The sequence below is a fragment of the Pseudoduganella aquatica genome (assembly GCF_009857595.1).
Lineage (GTDB): Bacteria > Pseudomonadota > Gammaproteobacteria > Burkholderiales > Burkholderiaceae_D > Rugamonas > Rugamonas aquatica_A.
In genome coordinates, this window is sequence record NZ_WWCU01000003.1 from 235178 (window position 1) to 260447 (window position 25270).

At 64.9% G+C, this 25270-nt stretch carries 27 protein-coding genes; 15 read left to right on the top strand and 12 right to left on the bottom strand.

The window, feature by feature from the left end:
• The first annotated feature begins 148 nt into the window (after positions 1-148).
• A complete protein-coding gene (locus tag GTP77_RS04660; protein WP_161071005.1) occupies positions 149-1753 on the top strand; it encodes an FMN-binding glutamate synthase family protein in 1605 nt (534 codons plus the stop codon).
• Positions 1754-1856: 103 nt separating this feature from the next.
• Here GTP77_RS04660 and GTP77_RS04665 read toward each other — a convergent pair whose 3' ends face one another.
• The 3 genes from GTP77_RS04665 to GTP77_RS04675 are packed head-to-tail and all read right to left on the bottom strand — an operon-like array spanning position 1857 to position 4302.
• Positions 1857-2129, bottom strand: a complete 273-nt coding sequence (locus GTP77_RS04665) for a DUF6587 family protein (RefSeq protein ID WP_161071006.1) — start codon at positions 2127-2129, stop codon at positions 1857-1859.
• Between the two features lies 1 nt (position 2130).
• Positions 2131-4026 (bottom strand): ferrous iron transporter B, encoded by a 1896-nt coding sequence (gene feoB / locus GTP77_RS04670; protein WP_161071007.1) that lies wholly within the window; start codon positions 4024-4026, stop codon positions 2131-2133.
• Positions 4027-4029: 3 nt separating this feature from the next.
• Entirely contained in the window at positions 4030-4302 is a 273-nt protein-coding gene (locus GTP77_RS04675; RefSeq protein WP_161071008.1) for a FeoA family protein, read from the bottom strand.
• Between the two features lie 195 nt (positions 4303-4497).
• Between GTP77_RS04675 and GTP77_RS04680 the strand changes: the two genes are divergently transcribed.
• Together GTP77_RS04680 and GTP77_RS04685 are read left to right on the top strand one after the other, a co-directional pair.
• Positions 4498-4704, top strand: coding sequence for a (2Fe-2S)-binding protein (locus GTP77_RS04680; RefSeq protein ID WP_161071009.1), 207 nt, complete (start codon positions 4498-4500; stop codon positions 4702-4704).
• A gap of 23 nt (positions 4705-4727) precedes the next feature.
• Positions 4728-5378, top strand: coding sequence for an energy transducer TonB (locus GTP77_RS04685; RefSeq protein ID WP_228894011.1), 651 nt, complete (start codon positions 4728-4730; stop codon positions 5376-5378).
• Between the two features lies 1 nt (position 5379).
• On the opposite strand, the gene GTP77_RS04690 is transcribed toward GTP77_RS04685, so the two are convergent.
• Positions 5380-6060 (bottom strand): Fe2+-dependent dioxygenase, encoded by a 681-nt coding sequence (locus tag GTP77_RS04690; RefSeq protein WP_161071011.1) that lies wholly within the window; start codon positions 6058-6060, stop codon positions 5380-5382.
• Positions 6061-6262: 202 nt separating this feature from the next.
• Between GTP77_RS04690 and bfr the strand changes: the two genes are divergently transcribed.
• Entirely contained in the window at positions 6263-6733 is a 471-nt protein-coding gene (gene bfr, locus GTP77_RS04695; protein ID WP_161071012.1) for a bacterioferritin, read from the top strand.
• Between the two features lie 4 nt (positions 6734-6737).
• Here bfr and GTP77_RS04700 read toward each other — a convergent pair whose 3' ends face one another.
• Together GTP77_RS04700 and GTP77_RS04705 are read right to left on the bottom strand one after the other, a co-directional pair.
• Complete coding sequence (locus GTP77_RS04700) at positions 6738-7130, bottom strand: hypothetical protein (protein ID WP_161071013.1); 393 nt, start codon at positions 7128-7130, stop codon at positions 6738-6740.
• The gene (locus GTP77_RS04705; protein ID WP_161071014.1) at positions 7130-7738 is read right to left on the bottom strand and encodes a glutathione S-transferase family protein; all 609 of its coding nucleotides are present in this window, start codon (positions 7736-7738) and stop codon (positions 7130-7132) included. Before GTP77_RS04705 ends, GTP77_RS04700 begins: the two co-directional genes overlap by 1 nt.
• 132 nt (positions 7739-7870) lie before the next feature.
• Here GTP77_RS04705 and purB point away from each other — a divergent pair, with 132 nt between their 5' ends.
• The 4 genes from purB to GTP77_RS04725 all read left to right on the top strand — a co-directional run bounded on the left by purB (position 7871) and on the right by GTP77_RS04725 (position 11263).
• Entirely contained in the window at positions 7871-9247 is a 1377-nt protein-coding gene (gene purB / locus GTP77_RS04710; RefSeq protein ID WP_161071015.1) for an adenylosuccinate lyase, read from the top strand.
• 283 nt (positions 9248-9530) lie between these two features.
• Complete coding sequence (locus GTP77_RS04715) at positions 9531-10067, top strand: cytochrome b (RefSeq protein WP_161071016.1); 537 nt, start codon at positions 9531-9533, stop codon at positions 10065-10067.
• Positions 10068-10100: 33 nt separating this feature from the next.
• Positions 10101-10655: a YceI family protein gene (locus tag GTP77_RS04720; protein WP_161071017.1), complete on the top strand. Its 555-nt coding sequence runs from the start codon at positions 10101-10103 to the stop codon at positions 10653-10655.
• 41 nt (positions 10656-10696) lie between these two features.
• Positions 10697-11263, top strand: coding sequence for a YceI family protein (locus GTP77_RS04725; RefSeq protein ID WP_161071018.1), 567 nt, complete (start codon positions 10697-10699; stop codon positions 11261-11263).
• Between the two features lie 50 nt (positions 11264-11313).
• Here the strand turns inward: GTP77_RS04725 and GTP77_RS04730 are convergent, their stop codons facing one another.
• Entirely contained in the window at positions 11314-12381 is a 1068-nt protein-coding gene (locus GTP77_RS04730) for an AraC family transcriptional regulator (RefSeq protein ID WP_161071019.1), read from the bottom strand.
• Between the two features lie 309 nt (positions 12382-12690).
• On the opposite strand from GTP77_RS04730, the gene GTP77_RS04735 reads away from it, so the two are divergent.
• Positions 12691-13653, top strand: coding sequence for an HD-GYP domain-containing protein (locus GTP77_RS04735; protein WP_161071020.1), 963 nt, complete (start codon positions 12691-12693; stop codon positions 13651-13653).
• A gap of 6 nt (positions 13654-13659) precedes the next feature.
• Here the strand turns inward: GTP77_RS04735 and GTP77_RS04740 are convergent, their stop codons facing one another.
• The gene (locus tag GTP77_RS04740) at positions 13660-14778 is read right to left on the bottom strand and encodes an acyl-CoA dehydrogenase family protein (RefSeq protein WP_161071021.1); all 1119 of its coding nucleotides are present in this window, start codon (positions 14776-14778) and stop codon (positions 13660-13662) included.
• Positions 14779-14817: 39 nt separating this feature from the next.
• Positions 14818-15375 carry a glycine zipper 2TM domain-containing protein gene (locus GTP77_RS31020; RefSeq protein WP_161071022.1) on the bottom strand — a complete coding sequence of 186 codons (558 nt, stop codon included), beginning with the start codon at positions 15373-15375 and terminating at the stop codon, positions 14818-14820.
• A 227-nt stretch (positions 15376-15602) separates the two neighbouring features.
• Here GTP77_RS31020 and GTP77_RS04750 point away from each other — a divergent pair, with 227 nt between their 5' ends.
• Positions 15603-15872, top strand: a complete 270-nt coding sequence (locus GTP77_RS04750; protein ID WP_161071023.1) for a GlsB/YeaQ/YmgE family stress response membrane protein — start codon at positions 15603-15605, stop codon at positions 15870-15872.
• A 133-nt stretch (positions 15873-16005) separates the two neighbouring features.
• Complete coding sequence (locus GTP77_RS04755; RefSeq protein ID WP_161071024.1) at positions 16006-18162, top strand: S46 family peptidase; 2157 nt, start codon at positions 16006-16008, stop codon at positions 18160-18162.
• 97 nt (positions 18163-18259) lie between these two features.
• Here the strand turns inward: GTP77_RS04755 and GTP77_RS04760 are convergent, their stop codons facing one another.
• Positions 18260-18577 (bottom strand): DMT family transporter, encoded by a 318-nt coding sequence (locus tag GTP77_RS04760; RefSeq protein WP_161071025.1) that lies wholly within the window; start codon positions 18575-18577, stop codon positions 18260-18262.
• Between the two features lies 1 nt (position 18578).
• The gene (locus GTP77_RS04765; RefSeq protein WP_229202081.1) at positions 18579-19058 is read right to left on the bottom strand and encodes a glutathione S-transferase family protein; all 480 of its coding nucleotides are present in this window, start codon (positions 19056-19058) and stop codon (positions 18579-18581) included.
• Here GTP77_RS04765 and GTP77_RS04770 point away from each other — a divergent pair.
• Positions 19057-19506 (top strand): LysR substrate-binding domain-containing protein, encoded by a 450-nt coding sequence (locus GTP77_RS04770; protein WP_161071027.1) that lies wholly within the window; start codon positions 19057-19059, stop codon positions 19504-19506. The two genes, GTP77_RS04765 and GTP77_RS04770, sit on opposite strands and share 2 nt — an antisense overlap.
• Positions 19507-19512: 6 nt before the next feature.
• Here the strand turns inward: GTP77_RS04770 and GTP77_RS04775 are convergent, their stop codons facing one another.
• Positions 19513-20520 carry an alpha/beta hydrolase gene (locus GTP77_RS04775; protein WP_161071028.1) on the bottom strand — a complete coding sequence of 336 codons (1008 nt, stop codon included), beginning with the start codon at positions 20518-20520 and terminating at the stop codon, positions 19513-19515.
• Positions 20521-20709: 189 nt separating this feature from the next.
• On the opposite strand from GTP77_RS04775, the gene GTP77_RS04780 reads away from it, so the two are divergent.
• The 3 genes from GTP77_RS04780 to GTP77_RS04790 all read left to right on the top strand — a co-directional run bounded on the left by GTP77_RS04780 (position 20710) and on the right by GTP77_RS04790 (position 25266).
• On the top strand, positions 20710-21273 hold the full coding sequence (locus GTP77_RS04780) for an NADPH-dependent FMN reductase (protein WP_161071029.1): 564 nt from the start codon (positions 20710-20712) through the stop codon (positions 21271-21273).
• 104 nt (positions 21274-21377) lie between these two features.
• Positions 21378-23066: a M14 family zinc carboxypeptidase gene (locus tag GTP77_RS04785; protein WP_161071030.1), complete on the top strand. Its 1689-nt coding sequence runs from the start codon at positions 21378-21380 to the stop codon at positions 23064-23066.
• Between the two features lie 7 nt (positions 23067-23073).
• Complete coding sequence (locus GTP77_RS04790) at positions 23074-25266, top strand: FUSC family protein (protein WP_161071031.1); 2193 nt, start codon at positions 23074-23076, stop codon at positions 25264-25266.
• The last annotated feature ends 4 nt before the right edge of the window (positions 25267-25270 follow it).

Here is a 25270-nt window from a genome sequence, read left to right on the forward strand (position 1 = left end):
ATTGATCAACCACACCCCTTAGCACCTCCCTACGGCCTCCCTCGCGGGAGGCAATGTGTGCCCGCCACCGGCCTCTCCCCAGAGCCCCGGTGGCGTTTTTTTTGCTTCCGTCCTACAATCGGCCCACGCCACCGATACAGGACCGTTCATGACCATGTTGCGCTATTCCGCGTTCGCCGGCGCCGCCGCCGCCCTGCCGCTGTCGCTGGCCATGGGGGCGCCGCTGTGGGTGGCCGCCGCCGCAGCCGCACTCACCGTGGTCGGCATCGCCGACGTGCTGCAGACCAAGCGCGCGCTGCGCCGCAACTACCCCATCCTGGCGCACTTCCGCTTCATGTTCGAAGCCATCCGGCCCGAGATCCGCCAATACCTGCTGGAGGACGACCAGTCCGCCGCGCCGTTCTCGCGCAACCAGCGCAGCATCGTCTACCAGCGCGCCAAGCTCGACACCGACAAGCGCCCCTTCGGCACCCAGCTCGACGTTTACCAGGCCGGCTACGAATGGATCAACCACTCGATCCAGCCGGCGCCGGTGAACGGCCACGACTTCCGCATCGAGATCGGCAACCATCCGGACTGCCCGCGCGCGCAGCCCTACTCGGCCAGCGTGTTCAATGTCTCGGCGATGAGTTTCGGCGCGCTGTCGGCCAACGCCATCCTGGCGCTGAACGGCGGCGCGCGCACCGGCGGCTTCATGCACGACACGGGCGAAGGCAGCATCAGCCCCTACCACCGCGAAAACGGCGGCGACCTGGTATGGGAAATCGGCTCGGGCTACTTCGGCTGCCGCAACGAGGACGGCAGCTTCTCGGAAAAGAACTTCGCCGCCAACGCCTGCACCGCGCAGGTCAAGATGATAGAACTGAAGCTCTCGCAAGGGGCCAAGCCGGGACACGGCGGCGTGCTGCCCGGCCCCAAGGTCAGCCTGGAAATCGCCGCCACGCGCGGCGTGATGGCGGGCGTGGACTGCATCTCCCCGGCCAACCACTCGGCCTTTTCCACGCCGCTGGAAATGCTGGCCTTTATCGACAAGCTGCGCAATCTGTCCGGCGGCAAGCCGACCGGCTTCAAGCTGGCCATCGGCCATCCCTGGGAATTTTTCGGCATCGTCAAAGCCATGCTGGCCTCCGGCATCACGCCCGACTTCATCGTGGTCGACGGCAGCGAAGGCGGCACCGGCGCCGCGCCGGTGGAATTCACCGACCACGTGGGCACGCCGCTGCAGGAGGCGCTGCTACTGGTGCACAACACGCTGGTGGGCGCGGGGCTGCGCGAGCGCATCAAGATAGGCGCGTCCGGCAAGATCATCACCGCCTTCGACATCGCGCGGACTTTGGCGCTGGGCGCCGACTGGTGCAACTCCGCGCGCGGCTTCATGTTCGCGCTGGGCTGCATCCAGTCGCAGAGCTGCCACACCGACCGCTGCCCGACCGGCGTGGCCACGCAGGACAAGCTGCGCCAGCGCGCGCTGGTGGTGCCGGACAAGACCAGCCGCGTGGCCCACTTCCACCAGAACACCATGAAAGCGCTGGCCGAGCTGATCGCCGCCGCCGGGCTGACGCACCCCTCGCAGCTCAAGCCGCACCACATTGTGCGGCGCATCTCGCCCAACCAGGTCAAGCTCGCCTCGGCGCTGCTGCCCTACCTCGAACCCGGCCAGCTGCTCGACCCCACGCTGCTGTCCAAGCTCCCGCCCGTGTTCGGCCTCTACTGGCCGGTCGCCCAAGCCGAGTCCTTCCACCCGCTACAGTAGCGCGCGGTGGCATGGCGGGTTACGCTTCGCTAACCCGCCCTACGGATACGGGGCCTGGAAATTGTAGGGCGGGTTAGCGGCGCAGCCGCGTAACCCGCCAAGATCAGCGCTGGACGTGGAGCTTGATGACGCGGCGGGCGGCGGGCGGCGATGGGGGCGCGGAGGAATCGGCGCCGGGGCCGCAGGAGCCGCAGCTGCCGCAGCCGGAACCGCAGCTGTCCTGCACCTTGAAGAACTTGGCCAGCTTGTCTTCGTCCAGGCCGCGCCGGGCCAGCGCGTAGACGATGCGGCGGCGCCAGCCAGCCGGCAGGTATTTGGTGCTGGCGTGCAGCAGCGCCGCTGCGACGATCAGGCCCACGATAATCTGCTGCCACATATCAGGCTCCCAGCATCAGTGCGACGCGGTAGGTAATAAAGGAGGCGCCGTAGGCCAGCGCAAACATATAGCCGGCCATGATGAAGGAGTAGCGCACGCTGCCCGTCTCGCGGCGCACCACGGACAGGGTGGACAGGCACTGCGGCGCAAACACGTACCACGCCAGCAGCGACAGCGCCGTGGCCATCGACCAGGTCTGCGACAGGATGGGTTCGAGCTGCGAGGCCAGCGCGTCGCCGGTCTGGGACAGCGCGTACACCGTGCCCAGCGCGCCCACCGCCACTTCGCGCGCGGCCATGCCCGGCACCAGCGCGATGCAGATCTGCCAGTTGAAGCCGATGGGCGCGAACACGAATTCCAGCCCGCGCCCCAGCAGGCCCGCCAGGCTGTAGTAGATGGCCGGATGCGTGGCGCCTTCCGGCGCGCCGGGGAAGCTGCTCAGCGCCCACAGCAGCACCATCAAGGTCAGGATCACGGTACCCACGCGGGTCAGGAAGATCTTGGCGCGCTCCCACAGGCCGATGGCCAGGTTGCGCAGGTGCGGCCAGTGGTAGCTGGGCAGTTCCAGCATCAGCGGCTGCTTGCTCTTGCTCTTGCCACCCATGGTGCGCTTCATGAACCAGGCCACCGCCATGGCGGACACGATGCCGGCAAAGTACAGCACGAACAGCACCAGCCCTTGCAGGCTGAGCACGCCCCACACTTCGCGTTCGGGGATAAAGGCGGCGATCACCAGCGCATACACCGGCAGGCGCGCCGAGCAGGTCATCAGCGGCGCGATCATGATGGTGACCAGGCGGTCGCGCGGGTTCTGGATGGTGCGCGCCGCCATCACGCCCGGAATGGCGCAGGCAAAGCTGGACAGCAGCGGGATGAAGGCGCGGCCGGACAGGCCCACGCCGCCCATCAGGCGGTCTAGCAGGAAGGCCGCGCGCGGCAGGTAGCCGCAGTCTTCCAGTATCAGGATGAAGAAGAACAGGATCAGGATCTGCGGCAGGAACACCAGCACGCTGCCCACGCCGCTGATCACGCCGTCCACCAGCAGGCTGCGCAGCACGCCGTCGGCCATGTGCTCCTTGAGCAGGCCGCCGCCGCCGTCCACCGTGTCCTTGATCCATTCCATCACCGGCGCGGCCCAGGTGAACACGGCCTGGAACACCAGGAACATCAGCACCGCCAGGATGATGGGGCCGAGCACCGGGTGCAGCACCACGTCGTCGATTTTTTCGCTCAGGTTGCCCTTGTCGCGGCTGTCGTTGCTGACCACGGACAGGATGCGGCGCACTTCGCGCTGGGTCTCTTCCACCGATACGGCGTCGATGGCGGCCAGCGGACGGGCCTGGGTGGCGGCCAGCGGCCACATGCCGTCGAGCGCGCGCAGCAGCGATTTTTCGCCGCCCGCCGTCACCGCCACGGTTTCCACCACGGCCATGCCCAGCTCCTGGGACAGCTTGGCGGCGTCGATCTCGATGCCGCGCTTCCTGGCCACGTCCACCATGTTCAGCGCCAGCAGCATCGGCAAGCCCAGGCGCTGGATCTCCAGCACCAGGCGCAGGTTCAGGCGCAGGTTGGTGGCGTCCACCACGCACACCACCACGTCCGGCGACGCTTCGCCGGCGCGCAGGCCGGCCACCACGTCGCGCGTGATGGCCTCGTCCGGCGTATGGGCCTTGAGCGAGTAGGCGCCCGGCAGGTCCAGCAGGCGGAAGGCGTGGCCGTCCGGCGAGGTGAACTGGCCTTCCTTGCGTTCTATGGTCACGCCGGCGTAGTTGGCCACCTTCTGGCGCGCGCCGGTCAGGCGGTTGAACAGCGCCGTCTTGCCGCAGTTGGGATTGCCCAGCAGCGCCACCATCGGCGCCTGCGCTACGGCCTGCGCCGGTTTGTCTACTGCACCCATTATTTATTCCGGTTGGATAGAGATCAGCGCGGCCTCGAAGCGGCGCAATGCGAACGTGGAGTTGCCTACTTTAATGGCCAGCGGCTCGCCGCCCGGCATGCCGCGCTTCAGCATGCGGATGCGCTCGCCCGGCACAAAGCCCAGCTCCATCAGGCGCCGCGCCAGGTCGGCGCCGTCCTCCACCTGCTCTGGGTCGCCCGGCGCCACATGCACCACCACCGCGCTGCGGCCGGTCTCCAGCGTGTCGAGTTGGGTCAGGGGGGGCGCTTGCGTCATGGGGCTTCCAGTCGGGTCGGTGATGAATTTCTGTGCGGCCATTATAAGGCTAAATGCGAATGAGTTGGATTTGCAGGAACTGCTTGCATTGTACGCCGGACTGCGGCAGAATGGGAACCGTAGTGATAATGATTCTCATTAAGAAACTATTAAAAATGACGGATCAACATCGAAATCCAGCCAGAAGGTAACGCAATGATTGTTTGTATCTGCAACAACATCTCAGACCGCGAAATCCGTCAAGCCATAGAACTGGGCATCACCTCCATGGACGAACTGCGCGCCGACCTGGGCCTGGCCACGTGCTGCGGCCAGTGCGCCTCGACCGCCGAGGAGATCCTGCTCGAACACGTGGGCCGTATCAACGAAACAGTTTTGAAGCGGCCCTCCTTGACCACTTAAGGAGCGCGATGAATGCGATGACGATGGATGCCCCCCAAGCACTGGGGCTGGCAAAGCTGGGAAAATTTTCGGCGATCGTCGCCATTCACGCAGGGCTTTTCTACCTGCTGCAAACAGGCATGCTGCGCGACGCCGTGCATGCCGTGCTGCCGCAAGTCGTGACGGTATCGTTCGTCACCCCTCCCCCGCCGCCCCCGGCGCCGCCTGCCAAGACCGTTCCCGTACTGCAGCAAGCCCCGGCCATCACGCCGCCTCCTTTGCCGCTGCTCAATATCACCGTCGACAACACCATCACGCTGCCGCCGGCCCAGCCGCGCAGCAATGACAAGGCCAGCGAGCCGGCCAGCGCGCAGCCGCAGCAGGCCGCGCCCGCGCCGCCGGCTCCGCCTTCGGCGCCAAGGCTGGTGCAGGGCGTGGAATATGTGCGACCGCCGGCGCCGGTCTACCCCACCATCTCGCGCCGCCTGGGCGAATCGGGCGTGGTCATGCTGCGCGTGCTGATCAGCGAAAAAGGGTTGCCCGAGCAGGCCACCATCCAGAAATCGTCCGGCTCCGGCAACCTGGACGAAGCCGGACGCAGCGCCGCCATGCGCACCCTGTTCAAGCCCTATATGGAAGACGGCAAGCCGGTCGCCGTCTACGTCCTCGTTCCCATCAACTTCCAGCTTTCCTGACCTACAGCTCGGCCCACATGCGCAGCAGGTTGTGGTAGTGGCCGGTGAGGCCGACCACGGCTTCGCTGTCGCCGTGCTGGGCGCGCAGTTTCTGGATATTCTGGTCCAGCTCGAACAGCATGGCGCGTTTGGCGTCGTCGCGCACCATGCTCTGGCTCCACAGGAAGGACGCCACCCGCTCTCCCCTCGTCACCGGCATCACGCGGTGCACGCTGCTGGACGGGTAGACGATGGCGTCGCCGGCCGGCAGCTTCACTTCGTGCGCGCCATAGGAATCCATCACCACCAGTTCGCCGCCTTCGTATTCCTCTGGATCGCTGAGGAAGACCGTGGTGGAGACGTCGGCGCGCAAGGTTTGCAGCGTGCGCCCGTCGGTGCGCACGGCGCCGTCGATGTGCAGGCCGTACTGCTCGCCGCCGGCGTAGCTGTTGAAGTAGGGCGGCAGCACGCGCAGCGGCAGCGCGGACGCGAAGAACAGCGGGCTGGCCGTCAGCGCGCGCGCCACGATGTCGCCCAGCTCCTTGGCCAGCGGCGAGCCTTCGGCCAGCTGGCGGTTGCGCTTGACCTGCGCACCCTGGGCACCCACGCTTTCGCGCCCGTCCACCCAGTCGGTCTGCGCCAGGCGCTGGCGGAATTGGCGTACTTGGTCCGGCGTCAGCACGCCGGGGATGTGCAGCATCATGGCTAGGTCCTTGCTGGGGCAAAGCCGGTATTATCCGCCCTGTGCGCATTTAATGTAAATGATTATTGTTCGCACTTCCAACAGCGTTTTCACCACCACTATTATCTGATCGTTTTTTCATGTTTTACTTACAGATATGGGGGCGTTCGTGGCAGAATGGCGGCATTTCCCGCACCAACAACCAGATAAGAAGAGGCTTCCCATGAAGGGTGATACCGAAGTAATCCGTCTGCTGAACGCACAGCTGACCAACGAACTGACCGCCATCAACCAGTACTTCCTGCATGCGCGCATGTACCGCCACTGGGGCTTCGAGAAGATCGCGAAGAAAGAGTACGAAGAATCGATCGGCGAGATGAAGCACGCCGACAAACTGATCGACCGCATCCTGATGCTGGAAGGCCTGCCCAACCTGCAAGCCCTGCACAAGGTGATGATAGGCGAGAACACCGAGGAAATGCTGGCGCTGGACCTGAAGCTGGAAGTGGGCGCGCACAAGACCGTGAAGGAAGGCATCGCCCACAGCGAGAAGGTGGGCGACTATGTTTCGCGCGACCTGCTGCTGATGATTTTGGACGACACCGAAGAACATATCGAGTGGCTGGAAACCCAGATCGACCTGATCGCCAAGATCGGCATCCAGAACTATCTGCAGAGCCAGATGGCTGAGTAAGCTCTCAGCTCCGGCTGAACACGCCGCCGTTCATGTGGACGGCGGCAAACGCTTCCTGGTCGGAGGCGTCCACGCCAGGCGCCGCCTGCCGCGCGCCGTCCGCGCCGATATGCAGCGCGCCGCGCGCGCCCAGCGCGACGATCATTCCGCGCAAAGAAAAATTCCCTATCAGCTCGGCGCAAGCCTGCGCCGTTTCCAGTTCCAAGTCCGGCCCCAGCTCCGGCACGGCCTCCGGCGCCACGTGCGCGTACCACGCGAACAGCTGCAGCAATTCCTGCTCGTCCACCAGCACCGTATCGGCCTGCCGCAGCGCGTTGAACACGGCGGGCTCGTCTTCGTCTCCGCGCCAGTTCAGGACCTGGTAGTGCTGCGCCGGGCCGCTGAAGACGATGGCCATTACTGCGGCACGGTGTCGCGGAAGGAAGGCCGCTCGGACAGCTTGTCGTACAGGCGCGCCAGGTTGGGATGGGCGCCGCGCCAGTCGATCTCGGGGAAGCGGAAGGCCAGCCAGCCCAGGCAGCAGCCCACGGCCACGTCCGCCAGCGAGTAGTGGATGCCGGCGCAATAGGGCGACTCGTCCAGCTTGCGCGCCATCTCGGCCAGGCCCAGCTCCACTTTTTTCCTCTGGCGCGCGATCCATTCCTCGCTCTGCTGCTCGGGCGGGCGCTGGGCGCGCTCCAGGCGCATCAGCACGCCGGCGTCGGTCACGCCGTCGGCCAGGGCTTCCCAGCATTTGATGTCGGCGCGGTCGCGGCCGTTGGGCGGCAGCAGCTTGCACACCGGCGTCAGCGTGTCGAGGTATTCCACCATCACGCGCGAGTCGATCATGGCCTGGCCGTCTTCCATGATCAGGCAAGGCACTTTGCCCAGCGGATTCACCTCATTGATGCGGGTTTCGGCCACCCACACGTTTTCCAGCTCGAATTGGTAATCCAGCTTTTTTTCTGCAAACACAACGCGCACTTTGCGCACATACGGACTGGCAAGGGAACCAATAAGTTTCATAGGGGCCAACAAGGAAGAAGGTGGGGGCAGTATAACATTGCCGCCTGCGGGCGGGCGCCGGCGGCGTGGCAGCGCGCGCCGGTGGTAAAATGGCAGACTGCACCGTCTTCCTTAACCTTGCTTCCCGCCTCCATGACTACTACGCCTTATTCCACTTTGTCGGCCCTGTCCCCGCTCGATGGCCGCTACGCCTCCAAGACCGACAAGCTGCGCCCCATCCTGTCCGAGTCCGGCTTCATGCACAACCGCGTGAAGGTCGAGATCAACTGGCTGCAAGCGCTGTCGCAAGCCGGTTTTGCCGAGATCAAGCCCTTCTCCGCCGCCGCCACCGCGCTGCTGGACAAGCTGGTGTCGGACTTCACGGAAGCCGACGCCGCCCGCATCAAGGAAATCGAAGCGGTCACCAACCACGACGTGAAAGCCGTCGAGTACTGGCTCAAGGAGCAAGTGAAGGACGTGCCGGAACTGGTGGCCGCCTCCGAGTTCATCCACTTCGCCTGCACCTCCGAAGACATCAACAACACCTCGCACGGCATGATGCTGAAGGACGCCCGCGACAGCGTGATGCTGCCGTCGCTGAAGGCCGTGATCGCCAAGCTGACCGAGATCGCCCACGTCAACGCCGAGCTGCCCATGCTGTCGCGCACCCACGGCCAGACCGCGTCGCCGACCACGCTGGGCAAGGAGTTCGCCAACGTGGTGGCCCGCCTGCAGCGCGCCGTGAAGCGCATCGAGCAGGTTGAAATGCTGGGCAAGATGAACGGCGCCGTGGGCAACTACAACGCCCACCTGTCGGCCTACCCGTCGTTCGACTGGGCGGCGTTCTCGCAGAACGTGATCGAGCAGCGCCTGGGCCTGGTGTTCAATCCCTACACCATCCAGATCGAGCCGCACGACTACATGGCCGAGCTGTTCGACGCCTTCGCGCGCGTGAACACCATCCTGCTGGACCTGAACCGCGACATCTGGACCTACGTCTCGCTGGGCTACTTCAAGCAGAAGCTGAAGGCCGGCGAAATCGGTTCCTCGACCATGCCGCACAAGGTCAACCCGATCGACTTCGAGAACTCGGAAGGCAACCTGGGCCTGGCCAACGCCGTGCTCAAGCACCTGTCCGAGAAGCTGCCGGTGTCGCGCATGCAGCGCGACCTGACCGACTCGACCGTGCTGCGCAACATCGGCGTGGGCTTCGGCTACACCCTGCTGGCCTACGACAGCTGCCTGCGCGGCCTGAACAAGCTGGAAGTCAATCCAGCCCGCCTGGCGGCCGACCTGGACGCAAGCTGGGAAGTGCTGGCCGAGCCGGTGCAGACCGTGATGCGCCGCTACGCCATCGAGAACCCGTACGAGCAGCTGAAAGAGCTGACCCGCGGCAAAGGCATCTCGAAAGAAGCGCTGCGCGACTTCATCACCGGCCTGGCGATCCCGCAGGACGCCAAGGACCTGCTGCTGGCCATGACGCCGTCCAACTACATCGGCATCGCGGACAAGCTGGCCAAAGCCATCTAAACGCCGGCAGTGGCGGGTTACGGCGCTGCGCGCCTAACCCGCCCTACGGACCTCGACGCCTCATGAATGGAATTCCGTCAACGCGGTACCACCGCGCACCGGCCGGTTCATCGGGCCTCGGCGCCACCGGAATGAATTCCTCAATGAGGCGTAGGGCGGGTTAGCGGCAACGCCGCGTAACCCGCCGCTTCCGCAACATCCCCCAATCTAAGGTAGTCTTAAGCGCGATTCAGTTTTCTTTGGTATATTAGTCCTAACACGTACTAATTTCTGAAAGACACCGATGGAACGCTACTCCAAAACCGCAATGCTGTTGCACTGGCTGGTTGCCATCCTGATCATCGCCGCCTTCTTCCTGGGGCTGACGATGGTGGATATCAAAGGCTTCTCGCCGACCAAACTCAAGTACTACTCCTGGCACAAGTGGATGGGCGTGACCGTCCTGCTGCTCGCTGCCGTGCGCATCCTGTGGCGCAAAGCCAATGTGCCGCCGCCGCACCCGGCCGGCATGCCGCAATGGCAGGTCATGGCGGCGGACACTATGCACTACGCGCTGTACTTCTTCATGTTCGCCGTGCCCGTCTCCGGCTACCTGTACACCACGGCCGCCAACGTGCCGGTGGTCTACCTCGGCCTGTGGCAGATCCCCGCCCTGTTCGAAGGCACGCCCGAGCTGAAGGAACTGTTCAAGCCCATCCACTACTGGCTGAACATGGCCATGGCCGCCGCCGTGCTGGCCCACGCCGGCGCCGCCCTCAAGCACCATTTCATCGACCGCGACGACGTGCTCAAGCGCATGCTGCCGGCCCTGCGCAAATAAGCACCTTAACCTTCCACCTACCCAGGAGTCACCATGAACACCACGCAACGCGCCGTACTCGTTTCCCTGCTGGGCCTGTCGCTGGCCGCCAGCGCCGCCGTCCTCAAGACCGACGCCGCCAAGTCCACCGTGTCGGCCACCTTCAAGCAGATGAACGTGCCGATCGAGTCCAAATTCAAGAAGCACAACATCGTCATCGACTACAGCGCGGCCACGCCGGAAGCCTCCAAGGCTACGGTGGAAATCGACACCGCCAGCATGGACCTGGGCGACGCCGACATGAACAAGGAAGTGGCGAAGAAGGAATGGTTCAACTCGGCCCAGTTCCCGAAAGCCACCTTCACCTCCACCGCCATCAAGAGCGCCGGCGCCGGCAAGCTGACCGTCAGCGGCAAGCTGACCATCAAGGGCAAGTCGGCCGACGTGAGCTTCCCGCTGACCGTGAAGGCCGACGGCAAGAACCAGGTCTTCGACGGCTCCCTGCCGATCAAGCGCCTGGCCTTCAATATCGGCGAAGGCGAGTGGAAGGACACCGGCATGGTGGCCGATGATGTTACGATCAAGTTCCATGTAGTGGCAGCACCGTAATTCGCACTAGCAGCCCCCCCATCCATCCAGACGGAGACACAATGAAATTCAAGTTCCTGATTGCCGCCCTGATTGCCGCCAGCGCCACCTCGGCCATGGCCGACACCTTCAACATCGACCCGAACCACACCTACCCAAGCTTCGAGGCTGACCACATGGGCCTGTCCGTCTGGCGCGGCAAGTTCGGCAAGACCACCGGCACGGTGCAGCTGGACCGCGCCGCCAAGAAGGGCAGCCTGGACATCGTGATCGACGCCAAGTCCATCGACTTCGGCCTGGAAGCCATGAACACGCACGCGCGCAAGCCGGAAATGTTCAACGTCGAGCAGTTCCCGCAGGTGACCTACAAGAGCAGCTCGCTCAAGTTCGACGGCGACAAGCTGGTGGCGGTGGAAGGCAATCTGACGCTGCTGGGCGTGACCAAGCCGGTCACCCTGAACGTGAGCAAATTCAAGTGCATCATGCACCCGCGCCTGAAGCGTGAAGTGTGCGGCGCCGACGCCACCGCCGAATTCAAGCGCAGCGATTTCGGCCTGAACTACGGCCTGCCCAACTTCTCGCCGGAAGTGAAGCTGGCCATCCAGGTGGAAGCGATCAAGGCCGAATAAGCCGCGCTGCCGCTGTTGTGCCCGCCCCCGCCGCCGCAAGGCCGCGGGGGCTAGTCGTTTTTGGACGGCCGGTAATGGCTGGGCGGCGCGCCAGCCCAGGAAACAAATGCGCGCCGGAAATTGGTGGCGTCGCTATAACCCAGCCGCGCCGCGATCTCATTATTACTCAGGCCGCTGGTCTTTAAATAACTGAGCGCCAGCTGCATGCGGTGGCGCGACAGGATTTCACTGTAAGTGGTGCCCTCCGCCTCCAGCCGCCGGCGCAGCGTGCGCGCGTTGACGGCCAGTTCCTGCGCAATCTCGTCTATATTCGGAAACGCCCCCGCGCAGCCCAGCAATATCGTCTGCACCGCCCCGGCGGCGGTGGCGTTGCGCGTCATCTTCTGCAAGGACTGCTCGCACAATTCCAGCAGCATGGCGTGGGTAATGGCGTCCGCTTCGGGACGCTGTTTTACCGTCTGTATTTCGTTGAAAACGATTTCATTTCTTTCCTGCTCAAAGAATATATCGCAGTTAAATAACTCCATATAATCACAGGCATGCGGCGGCGCGGAAAAGCGCAAGCGGATACTATTAAATTCAAACCCCTCGCCATATAAATCCCGCGTCATGGATTTAAAACACGACATCTTCAATTCAATAATAAACTGGTATAAGGGATCGGTCGGCGCGCAAGCCAGGTTGGGCTCGAATTCCCATTTGGCCCAGCCGCCGCTGCCGGCATAGCGCATGGTGGTCAGCGGATCAATCAGGCGGTTGTATTTGAGGACGGTCTGCAGCAGCGCGATGCGGCTGGGGCTGCTCAGCAGGGCGAAGCCGAAAATGCCGCAGGCGGAGGCGTTGAAGCAAGTGCCCACTTGCAGCGAAATGCTCGGCGCGTAAGCGATGGCGTTGCGCAGCACGGCCTGCATCTGGAGCACGGAAAAGCGGGTGGACGCCACCCGGATCTCCTCTGTGCCTATGCCGCTGCCGGCCAGCGCCAGCCTTGCCGGCACGCCGCGCCGCTCCAGCTCGCCGAGCAGGAATACCACCAGGTGGGCGGGGTAGCAGCGCACGCCGTGACTGTAGGGCGCGGGCGGCGGGGGAGGCGTGGATGGGCTGGGTACTGACTGATTCATCTCTCTGTTGACCTGTCCTGAATTGACCTGAAGAATGTCCGGCATAGACCTATGAGTATTTCCAAAAAGGAAGTATATTGGTCTTTCGTACAATTCAGCGCCAACTGAACCAGCTAAAAATTATAGCATTGCATATCAAAAGACTTAACAATTTGTATCCTGTATTTTACAAATATCATTAAATAACCCGGCCGGCATTGCCGGCCGGTTTCGCAATTGATCAATTCGATGATTGTTATCCGAGCCTGCCTTTGGGGCTTGCTCGTGATCGCCTTGATACTGATCTGACGCGATTGAAAGATGCCGGACATGCTCAAGAAAATCACGCGCGAACAAGCCCGCATCGGCATGTACGTCCATCAGCTGTGCGGCAGCTGGTACGCCCATCCGTTCTGGCAGCGCGCCTTCCTGATACGCGACGCGGCCATGCTGGCCCGGATCCACGGCGGCGAAGTGAAGGAAATGTGGATAGACACCAGCAAGGGCATCGGCATCGGCGACGGCCACGCGGAAGCCGTCGAGCTGGTGGCGCGTTCGCGCGCAGCGGTCAGCCGCTTGTTCGAAGCGGCCAGCCAGGCCGCCGCCCAGCTGCCGGACTCGCTCCCCTCGGCATTGCCCGATGCGGTATCTTCCGCGCTGCCCGTGGTGGAGGACATCATCGGTTCCATCACCCACCACCCCGGCGCCATGCTGAGCCTGGTGCGCCTGCGCGGCAGCGACGATTACACCTATATGCACTCGGTGGCAGTGTGCGCCCTGATGGTAGCGCTAGCGAAGCATATGGGCATGGAGGCCGGCGCGGTGCGCGAATGCGGCCTGGGCGGCCTGCTGCACGACATCGGCAAGGCGGTGGTGCCGTCCGATATCCTGAACAAGCCGGACCGGCTGAGCAAGGCAGAGTTTGAAGCGGTGAAGCTGCACCCGGTGGCGGGCCATGCGTTGCTGTGCGCGGCGGGCGGCCTGCCGGCCGTGGTCACCGATATCTGCCTGCACCACCACGAGCGCTACGACGGCCAGGGCTACCCGTCCGGCCAGGCCGGCGCCGCCATCAGCCTGGAGGCGCGCATGGGCGCCGTGTGCGACGTGTACGACGCCATCACCTCGCACCGGCCCTACAAGGCGCCGTGGAGTCCGCCGGACGCGCTGCGCCGCATGGCGGACTGGACCCGCGACGGCCATTTCGATCCGGCCGTGTTCGCCGCCTTCGTGCGCTGCCTCGGCATCACGCCGGCCGCGCACTTCACCTGCGCCAGCGAACCGCAGGGAGCTTGAACGGTTTCAGGGCAGCAGCAGCGAGTGCTGGCTGGCGGTGTGGAAGTCGCGCCAGACGCGGTTGATTTCGCTGCCCTCATGGGCCGCGTACAGGCCGCAGTAGGGATAGAGTTCATCCACCGCCTGGCGCGACACGGCCACCAGCGCCAGCGACGCCGCCTGCAGCGAGCCGGCGCCTTCAGCATCCAGCTGCGCGCCCGCCGCCACCTGCGCCCATGCATCGTCCAGCAGTTGATAGAAATGAGCGCGCGCCGCGCCGTAGGCCTGCTCCTTGCTGCTCAGCAGTTCCGCCACGCCGGGCGCCTCCAGCAGCGGCAGGCCGGACATGGAATGCTTGCGGCGGCTCATGGCGGGCCGGGCCAGCTGCATGAAGTGCGCGGCCATGCCCGCCACGTTGGCCGCCAAGGTGACAAAAGCCAGCGAATAGAAGGGAAAACGGTACAGCGGCCCGGGCGACGTGGCCGCTTCCGGGCGGATGGCGAAGCCGTGGTCGCGGTGCAGCCACTGGCCGTCGACGCGGTAGCTGTGCGAGGCGCTGGCGCGCATGCCTATGCTGCCCCACGACGGCTCCATCCGCACCAGCGCCGCCGGGATGATGAAGGCGCGGATGCGCGGCGCGCCGTGCTCGTCGAGCAGGGGCCGGCCGTGTTCGCGCAGCACCGCGTTCAGGGTGAAATGGGTGGCCATGGGCGCGCCGCTAGCGTAGTCCCAGCGGCCGGTGATGCGGTAGCCCTCGCCTTCCAGCTCGGCATGCCCGGTGGGCGCGCCGCTGCCGCCCACGCACACGCGCCGCGTGCCGATGATGGCGCGCGCCGTCTGCGGCGGCAGGAAGCCGGCGAACCAGCCGGCGCCGGCGCATAGCGTGAGCACCCAGCCCATGCTGCCGTCGACGGCGGCCACCGCTTCTTCCAGCCGCACGGCGTCCGGCAGGGCCAGCTCGGCGCCGCCGCAGCTGCGCGGCGCCAGCATCTTCAGCCAGCCGCGCCGGTGCAGCAAGGCTTGCTGGACGGGGTGCAGGAAGCGCGCCGCGTCGGCGGCGGCGGCATGGCGCAGGATGCGCTGCGCGTCGCGCCCGGCCAGCGGCGCAGCAAAGGGATGGCGGGAAGGTGCGGCGGTATCGGTCATGCTGGGCTAGGCGCAGTGGCTAAGCCCAGCATTCTCGCATTATTTCTGCTCAGGCGGCGTGCCGGCCTGATTGCGCTTGGCCACTTCGTTGCCGATGTAGCCGCCGCCGATGGCGCCCGCCACCGTGGCCAGCGTGCGGCCTTTGCCGCCGCCCACCTGGTTGCCCACCAGGCCGCCCACCACCGCGCCGATGCCGATGCCGAGCGCGCTGTTCTGCGGCGCCGGAGCAGGGGCCGGGGCCGGCGCAGGCTGCTGGGCTACCTGCTGGCTTGCCTGTTCCTGCGGCGCAGGCTTGGCGTATTCATGATGCACCACGGTCTTGTGATGCACCACTTCCTTGACCGCCGGTGCGGGGACTGCTGCTGGTGCCGGTGCAGCAGCCGGCTGCGCAGCCAGCGCGCCCGGCGCAGCCGTGCTCAGCTCGGCCGGCGAACCTGCTTGCACCGCCGCCGTGACGGGCGCGGTCTCCACACTGTGTTTTGTGCCGGGCAGCAAGCCGGCGAAGGCGGCGGCGCCGACCAGGCTGGCGATGGTGACCGAGGCGGCGGCAACAGCCATCAGCGGGTGGATGCGGGTGGTGGTCGAGGTGTTTTCCATTTTTATTCTCCGTAGGACAGGCGCACAATCGCGCCGATACGGTGATAACGCGCCAGAAACGAAGCCGGCTGTTGGAAAAATGTTTCCCAAGTAATCAAATGTAAGCGCCAAACCAACGCGGCCTGTGTACGTTGGCGCACGGACCAACGGCCCCTTCCCACCGAGAATAGCCCCAAGGGCCAGACCCGGCCGGGCTGGCCCGTCAGTCAACCGTGAAGGGGATCAACATGAACTTTATAATCTGGATCGTAATCGGCGGCATTATCGGCTGGCTTGCCAGCATGGTCATGAAGACCGACGCGCAGCAGGGCATCTTCCTCAATATGGTGGTGGGGATAGTCGGCGCGCTGCTGGGCGGCTGGCTGCTGGCGCCGATGTTCGGCAGCGGCACCATCAACGCCGACGACTTCAGCGCCTTGTCGCTGCTGGTTTCCTTCCTGGGCGCGGTCATCCTGCTCGGCATTGTCAACCTGATATTCCGGGGCCGCCTGCGCTAGTCCCCCCCGCCGGCATGCACAAAAAGCCAACACAACCGTTGGCTTTTTGTGCACAGCAACCAAGAATGTCGTTGACGGAATAGCACTCCATAAGGATACTCGGCATTTTTCCGCCCCTTGAGTGTCCTATTCAATGAATAAAACCCTGATCGCGCTCGCCATCCTGAGCACCGCAGCCCACGCCGACGAAGGCATGTGGATGCCGCAACAGCTGCCACAAGTAGCCAAGCAACTGAAAGCCGCCGGCCTGAAGCTGGACCCGTCCAAACTGACCCAGCTGACCGAGTTCCCTATGGGCGCCATCGTCAGCCTGGGCGGCTGCTCGGCCTCCTTCGTGTCGCCGCAAGGCCTGGTTGCCACCAACCACCACTGCGTCTACAACAGCGTGGCGCACAACTCCACTCCGCAGAACGACCTGCTGGCCAACGGTTTCCTGGCCAAGTCCTTCGCCGATGAAGTGCCGGCCGTGCCGGGCACCCGCATCTTCGTGACCAAGGAAGTGGTGGACGTGACCTCCAAGATCATCACGCCTGAAGTGGCCAAGCTGAGCGGCAAGAAGCGCAGCGACGCGATCGAGAAGAACCAGAAGGCCATGGTGGCCGAGTGCGAAAAAGACGAGGGCCACCGCTGCACCGTCGCCGCCTACTACGGCAGCCTGGAATACTACAAGATCAAGCAACTGGAAATCCGCGACGTGCGCCTGGTGCACGCGCCGCCGGCCGGCGTGGGCAAGTTCGGCGGCGACACCGACAACTGGATGTGGCCGCGCCACACCGGCGACTACGGCTTCTACCGCGCCTACGTGAGCAAGGACGGCAAGGCCGCCGACTTCAGCAAGGACAACGTGCCTTACGTGCCCAAGCACGTGCTGAAGCTGGCCAAGGAAGGCGTGAAAGAAGGCGACTTCATCATGGTGGCCGGCTACCCAGGCCGCACCAACCGCCACCGCCTGCCGTCGGAAGTGGACTTCACCTTCGGCTGGAACTATCCGCAGTTCGTGAAAGCGTCGGGCGACAACCTGGCCATCATCGCCGCTGAAACCAAGGACAACAAGGACAGCGCGCTGAAATACGCAGGCCAGGTGGCCGGCATCAACAACTACTACAAGAACCGCCAGGGCATGCTGGACTCCTACGCCGGTAGCGACTTCCTGGCCCGCAAGACCAAGGAGCACGAAGAGCTGAAAGCCTGGGTCAACAGCGACGCCAAGCGCAAGGCTGAATACGCGGCCGGCATCGCCCAGGTGGAAGAGCTGATCACCAAGCGCGACGCCAACGTCAAGCGCGAATTCGAACTGAGCTACTCGCAGCCTCGCCTGCTGAGCTCGGCCCGTTCGCTGTACCGCCTGGCGCAGGAATCGCAAAAGCCGAACGCCGACCGCAAGGCCGGCTTCCAGGAACGCGACCTGAAGCGCTTCGAAGCGTCGGTCTCGGCACTGGTGCGCAGCTACGACGAGAAAGTGGACAAGGCGCTGGTGCTGCACCACCTGGCCAAGTACGCCGCCATGCCTAAAGCCGAGCGCAACGCCAACTGGGACGCCGCCATCGGCATCGTGGACGGCATGGACGCCGCCGCGCTGAAAGCCGCCATCGACAAGCTGTACGCCGGCAGCAAGCTGGGCGACGCCGCCGAGCGCAAAGCATGGCTGGGCAAGAAGCCGGCCGACTTCCAGGCATCGAACGACAGCTTCATCAAAGCCGCCGTCGCCATGTACGACGTGGCGATGAAGGAAGAAGCGGAAGAAGAAGAGCTGGCAGGCAGCCTGCAGCAAGCCTACTCGAGCTACATGAAGGCCAAGATCGCCTACATGAAGACCAAGGGCCAGGCCGTCTACCCTGACGCCAACAGCACCCTGCGCGTGACCTTCGGCAAGATCGCCGGCCGCCCATGGGGCACGGCCGACGGCACCGCCTGGACCGCGTTCACCACCGTCAAAGGCGTGGCCGCCAAAGCCACCGGCGAAGGCGAGTTCAACGCGCCGAAAGCCCAGCTGGACGCGATCAAGAACAAGGACTTCGGCAAGTTTGTCGATCCTGCGCTGAAATCGGTGCCGGTCAACTACCTGGCTACGCTGGACATCACCGGCGGCAACTCCGGTTCGGCCGCGCTGAATGCCAAGGGCGAGTTCATCGGCCTGGCCTTCGACGGCACGCTGGACTCCATCATTTCGGACTGGGACTTCAACAACGCCAACACGCGCGACATCCAGGTCGACCTGCGCTACATGCTGTGGAACATGAAGCACGTGGACAAGGCCGACAACCTGCTGAAAGAAATGGGCGCCGAGTAAGCACAGGCGTCTGCCCCGGGGCGGCCACCCGCCCCTTGAAAGCCACGCGCGCCCGACTGCCCGCGTGGCTTTTTTTCGTCCGCACGGTTGATGCGGATCAGGCCGGGGCGAGTTTCAGGCCGGCGATGCAGGCGATGATGGCGGCGATCAACAACAGGCGCAGGGGGCTGGCGCTTTCGCCGAAGGCGGCGATGCCGATCAGCGCGGCGCCGGCCGCGCCCAGGCCGGTGAACACCGCGAAGGCCGTCCCCACCGGCAGCTGCCTGAGCGATATCGCCAGCAGCGCGATGGCGCCGTTGGCGAACACCAGGCCCGCCACGCTGGGCCAGAAACGGGTCCAGCCTTCGGCGTATTTCAGGGCCACCGCCATCGCGATATCGACCAGCGCGGCGGCCAGCAGGATGGTCCAGGCCATGTCACTCCCCTTTCGCCTGCGCCATGCCGCGCTGCGTGGCGGGACGCTGCGCAATGCGTTCCAGCCACGTCGACACCGCCGGATACCCGGCCATGTCCAGCCCCAGCTCGTGGTGCGACGCCAGCCACGGCCAGGTGGCGATGTCGGCGATACTATAGCTGGCGCCCGCCAGCCAGGCGCTGGAAGCCAGCCGCTGCTCGTACACGCCGTACAGGCGGTGCACCTCGCGCCCATAGCGCTCCAGCGCCTGCTCATTGCGCGGCCCGGCGACGGCGCCATGGCGGAACCACCACAGCTGTCCCAGCATCGGCCCCACGCTGGCCACTTGCAGGAACAGCCATTGCAGCACCGTGCTGCGCGCCGCGCCGTCCCTGGGCAGCAGGCGCCCTGCCTTGTCGGCAAGGTGGATCAGGATGGCGCCGGATTCAAAGATGGCCTGGCCACTATCCACCAGCAGGGGAATCTTGTGGTTGGGGCTCATGGCCGCGAACTCGGGCTGGTGCTGCTGGCCTGCGTTCAGGTGCGCGCTGTCCAGCGCCATCTACGCCTCGCACAGCTATCTGAAGGCCGCCGCAAAGCGCGGCATCGCCCCGGACGACTGGGCCGCGCACGACTGGATCGGCCTGGACGACACGCTGGCCCACCTGGAGCAGGCCCGCTGGCTGGCGCAGAACGTGCCGCCCGGGCGCGTGCGCATGCGCGTGGACAGCCTGCTGGCCATGGTGGACGCCGCGCGCGACGGCATGGGCATGGCGCCGCTACTGTGCCACCTGGCCGGCGCCGAGCGCCGCCTGCAGCGCCTTGCCGACCCGGACCCGTGCTTCGACACCGGCCTGTGGCTGCTGACCCACCGCGACCTGAAAGACACCGCGCGCATCAAGGCGCTGACCCGGTTCCTCTACGAAGACCTGGGCGCAGCGCTGGGCTAAATCAACTTACTTCAGGCGGGCCTTGAGTTCCTGCGACGCCTGGCTCATCGCTGCGCGCACCCCGTCCACGCCGCTCAGGGGATTGAGCAGGCCGAAGTCGTGGATCATGCCGTTGTAGCGCACCGCGGTCACGGTGACGCCGGCGGCGTCCAGCTTGCGGCCGTAGGCCTCGCCTTCGTCGCGCAGCACGTCGAATTCAGCGGTCTGGATCAGCGCAGGCGGCAGGCCTTGCAGCTGCGGCAGCGTGGCTTGCAGCGGCGACGCGTAGATCTCTTTGCGCTTGGCGGCGTCCTTGGTGTAGCTGTCCCAGAACCAGACCATCATATTCCTGGTCAGGAAGTGGTTGTCGGCGAACTGCTGGTAGGACGGGGTATCGAAATTGGCGTCCGTTACGGGCCACAGCAGCAATTGCGAGCGCAGCTTGGGTTCGCCCTTGTCCTTGGACATCAGGGCCACCACGGCGGCCATATTGCCGCCCACGCTGTTGCCCGCCACCGCCAGGCGGCTGCCGTCCACCTGGATTTCCTTGCCGTGCGCTGCCACCCACTTGGTGGCGGCGTAAGCCTGCTTGATGGCGACGCCGTAGCCGGCCTCCGGCGAGCGGGTGTAGTCCACGTAGACCGCCACCGCGCCGGAACCGGACACCAGGTCGCGGATCAGGCGTTCATGGGTGGGGAAGTCGCCCAGCACCCAGCCGCCGCCGTGGAAGAACATGAACGCGGGCAGCGTGCCTTTGCTGCCGGCTGGGCGCACAATCACCAGCTTGATCTCTTCGCCGTCCACCGTGATGGTCTTGCGCGACACGTCGGCCGCGGGCAGGGCGGCCCCCTTCTGCGCTCCTTCCAGCACGGCGCGGGCGGCGGCCGGCGTCATGGTTTCCAGCGGCTGGCCGCCTTCCAGCGCGGTCAGGAACTTGGCGGTCTTGGACTCCACGCCCGGCAGGCCGCCGGCGAAGGCGCTGGTAGCGATCAGGGTGGCCAGGGATGCTGCGATCAGGGTTTTGATGGTGCGCATGATTTATCCTATCGTTGGTTATTTAATAGTGCACTACTTATTTGAGAGAGACCGGCAACGTTGTTGCCGCTGCATGGGACGAATAATACATAGTGCGCTATTTAATTGCAAGCTATTTTTATCGTTCGCCGGGCGAGCGGCACTTGCGCTACAGTCAGGCTTGCCCATACACCAACACAGGAGAACCACATGTCCGCCAAAAAAATCGCCGTGCTGATCGGCAGCCTGCGCAAGGATTCCATCAACCGCAAATTCGCCCACGAGCTGATCGCCCTGGCGCCCGCCTCGCTGGAATTCGAGTTCGTCGACATCGGCGGCCTGGCGCTCTACAACCAGGACCTGGACGACGAAGGCCAGCCCCCAGCCGCCTGGACCGCCTTCCGCGACACGCTGGCCAAGGTGGACGGCGTGCTGATCGTCTCGCCCGAATACAACCGCTCCATGCCGGCCGCCGTCAAGAACGCGCTCGACGTGGGCTCGCGCCCGGCGGGCAAGAGCATCTGGGGCGGCAAGGCCGGCGGCGTGGTGACGGTGTCGCCGGGCGGCGTGGGCGGCTTCGGCGCCAACCACGCCATCCGCCAGTCGCTGGTGGCGCTCAACGTGGCCACCATGCCCGCGCCGGAAGCCTATATCGGCGGCGCCACCAAGATGCTGGGCGAGGACGGCAAGGTGAATAACGACCAGACCCGCGAAGTGCTGCGCAAATTCATCACCGCCTACGCCGCCTGGGTGGACAAGAACGGCCCGCAGTAAGCGGCCCGGCACGGGGGAGGCGGCTCCCCCAATGCTACAATTCGGCTCTGATTCAGCGCCTACCCGGTGCGCTTTCACCACCATACCTCTGAGATCCAGACGCCATGCACCCAGAAATGCTCACGCCCTACGAAAAGGGCAACCGTAACCAGACCACCCTTTGGACCGACTGCATCGCCTTCTACGAGGAGCTGGCGCGCCGCTTCCCGCAGGTGCTGCGCTTTGAACAGATAGGCGTGTCGGACGGCGGCATTCCGGTGCATCGCGGCGTGGTGAGCGCCGACGGCGTGTTCGGCCGCGACGAGATCAAGGCCGCCGGCCGCACCGTCTTCTTCAACAACAACGGCATCCACCCCGGCGAGCCGGAAGGCGTGGACGGCTGCATGGCCCTGGTGCGCGACTTCTGCTACGACCCGGCCAGGCTGGCCGCGCTGGGCGAAACCGTGTTCCTGTTCATCCCCGTGTACAACGTGGACGGCTGCCTGAACCGCGCCAACACCTCGCGCGTGAACCAGGACGGCCCCGAGCAATTCGGCTTCCGAGGCAACAGCCGCCACCTGGACCTGAACCGCGACTTCGTCAAGTGCGACACCCTGAACGCCAGGCTGTTCAACCAGCTGATCGCATCGTGGCAGCCGGACGTGATGGTGGACACCCACACCTCCAACGGCGCCGACTACAGCTACACCATGACGCTGATCCACACCCAGGCCGACAAGCTGGGTTACGGCCTCGGCCCCTTCCTGCGCAACACCATGCTGCCCGCGATCTACGCGGAGATGGAGCAGCGCGGCTGGCCCACCTGCCCCTATGTAAACCCGGTGCAGGACACGCCGGACGACGGCATCGCCGAATTCCTGGAAGTGCCGCGCTTCTCCACCGGCTTCGCGGCGATGCACCACGTGATCGGCTTCATGCCCGAAACGCATATGCTCAAGCCCTTCGCGGACCGCTACGAATCCATGCGCGCACTGGTGGAAACCACGCTGGCCTTCACCGTGCAGCACGGCGCCGAGATCAAGCGCCTGCGCGCCGAAGCCAAGGCCGCAGGCCGCAAGCAGACTGCCTGGCCGGTGATGTGGCAGATGGACGAGAACAATCCATCCACCTTCCGCTTCAAGGGCTACGCCGCCAAGCGCCACCCCAGCGTGATCGGCAACTACACCCGTTTGTCCTACGACCGCAGCCAGCCGTGGGAAAAGGACATCGCCTACTACAACAGCTTCCCCGCCAGCGTGACCGTGCGCGCACCGAAAGCCTATGTGGTGCCGCAGCAGTGGCGCGAAGCCATCGAGCGCCTGCAATGGAACGGCGTGCGGATGACGCGCGTTGAGCAAGCGGAAACGGTGGACGCGCAGTACTACCACATCGCCTCCGTGCAATCGCGCCCCACCGCCTACGAGGGCCATATGTTCCACGACGGCGTAGAAGTGGAAGCGCGCACCGGCAGCTTCCAGCTCAATGTGGGCGACTACATCGTCTCCCTGGACCAGGACAACGCCCGCTACGCGGTGGAGACGCTGGAGCCGCAAGGCCACGACAGCTTCTTCCGCTGGGGCTTCTTCAACAGCGTGCTGGAAAAGAAGGAAGCCTTCTCGGACTACGTCTTCGAAGACCTGGCGCTGGAGATGCTGGAGACCGAGCCTGAGCTGAAAGCCAAGTTCGAAGCGTGGAAGCTGGCCAATCCGGCGCTGCTGTCCGACCAGGACGCGGTGCTGCACTTCATCTTCCATCACGGTAAACGGCACGCCGAGCCGGAATGGCGCCGCTACCCTGTGCTGTCGATCCTGTAAGAGATCGATGCACTACGCACTCAACCTGCGGACCTTCTTCTACAGCCACTACTTCCACCTGGGCCTGCGCTTCGCGGCAGGCCTGGTCGGCGTCACCATCATCGCGCAGCAGTTCGCCGGCATGGCCGTCGCCATGACGGTGTGCATAGGCGCGCTGTGCACGGCGCTGATGGACATGCCCAGTCCGTTGAAGCACAAGTTCAACGAGATGCTGGCGTCGGTGCTGCTGTGTACCGCCGTGACCCTGCTCATCAGCCTGTGCGGCCCCGTGCCGTGGCTGCTGATGACCATGCTGGTGCTGGTGAGCTTCTTCGCCAGCATGATGGTGGTGTACGGGAAGAAGTCCATGCCCCTGCAGCTCGCCACGCTGTTCATCATGACCATGTCCATGGAACATCAGATGACGGCGCGCGAGTCCTTCCGCCACGCCGGCCTGTTCCTGCTGGGCAGCGTGGCCTATCTCGGCTATGCCATGGCGCTGGCCTGGCTGCTGCGCCACCGCATCAAGCAGCAGGTGCTGGCCGAGGCGCTGTTCGAGCTGGCGGCCTATATCGACATCAAGGCCGACTTCTACGACACGCGCTACAACCTCACCGAGCAGTTCAACAAGCTGGTGCGGCACCAGGCCCTGTTGGCGGACCGCCAGCAGGCCTCGCGCGACCTGATACTGCGCAGCCACCAGAACCGCAAGGACGCCATCGTGGTGCAGATCCACGTCTGCATGCTGGACCTGTACGAGCAGATCCTGTCCACCCACACCGACTACGCGCTGCTGCGCACCCACCTGGCCGACGCGCCGGTGCTGGCAACGCTGCACGACCTGGCCTACAAGGCCGCGCGCGATATTGAGTCGGTCGGCTATGCGGTCACGCGCAAGCTGCCGTCGCACGCCGCCATCAGCTACGCGCCGGAGATGGAGGCGCTGGAAGCGGCCATCGCGCAGCTGCAGGCGGACGCCAATGCAGGCAAGCCCGCAGGCGAAGCGCTGGCCGTGCTGCGCGCTCAGCGCAACAAGATCCGCGCCATCATCCGCATGATAGGCGAGCTGCATGTGGCCAGCCAGAAGGAGTACGAAGGCACGCCGTTCTGGGTGGACGCGGACATGCAGCCCTTCCTGTCGCAGCAGAAGTACGAGCTGCAGCTGATGCTGTCGCACTTCCGCATGGACTCGCCCATCTTCCGCTTCTCGCTGCGGGTGGCGATGGCGATTGCCGCCGGGCTGGCGGTGGGCCATGTGCTGCCGTACGCGGCGCACAGCTACTGGATCGTGCTCACCATCGTCATCATCCTCAAGCCCAGCTTCAGCATGACCAAGCAGCGGCGCAGCGACCGCATCGTCGGCACCATTATCGGCTGCGTCATCACGGCGCTGATACTGAAGTTTGTGGAGGCGCAGGCCGTCATCATCGGCATCCTGATTTTGGCGACAGTGGCCACGCCCACCTTCATCTACGTGCGCTACCGCTACGCGGCGATTGCGGTGTCCATCATGATACTGCTGCAGATGCACCTGATCGCGCCGGGCAACACGAGCCTGATCACCGAGCGCCTGGTGGACACCTTCATCGGCGCGGCGGTGGCCACCGTGTTCAGCTTCGTGCTGGCGAACTGGGAGTACCAGACCTTGCCGCGCCTGATACGGCAGGTGCTGGACGTGAACCTGCGCTACATGCAGGCCTCGTTCGATCTGCTGCAAGGGAAAAGCCGCAACGACTTCCCCTACCGCATCGAGCGCAAGCGGCTGATGGACAGTCTGGCGGGCCTGAGCGCGGCGCTGGTGCGCATGATGGACGAACCGGCCAGCAAGCAGCGCGCGGCCGAGGACATCAACCTGTTCATCGTGCAGAACTACCTGCTGGTGGCGCACGTGGCGGCGCTGCGCGCCATCCTGCGGCGGCATGTGAAGGACATCCCGGCGGACGCGGTGAACGCCATGCTGGCGCAGAGCCACGCGCAGGTGTTCCAGACCCTGTCGCGCGCGCTGGCGCAGCACGGCCAGCCGATGCCGCCGCAGCCCGCGCCTACGTCAGCTATGGCCGCCGCGCCGGAGCCGGCAACGGAGCCCGGCGCGCATGCCGACGTCGCCTGGTCCGGCTGGCCGGTGGTGCAGCGGCGCATCCGGCTGCTGCAGGCGGATGCGGACAAAATCATCGTTCACAGCGAGGCGATCGTCCGCAACGTCTCCATCAGCGCCATGTGATGTG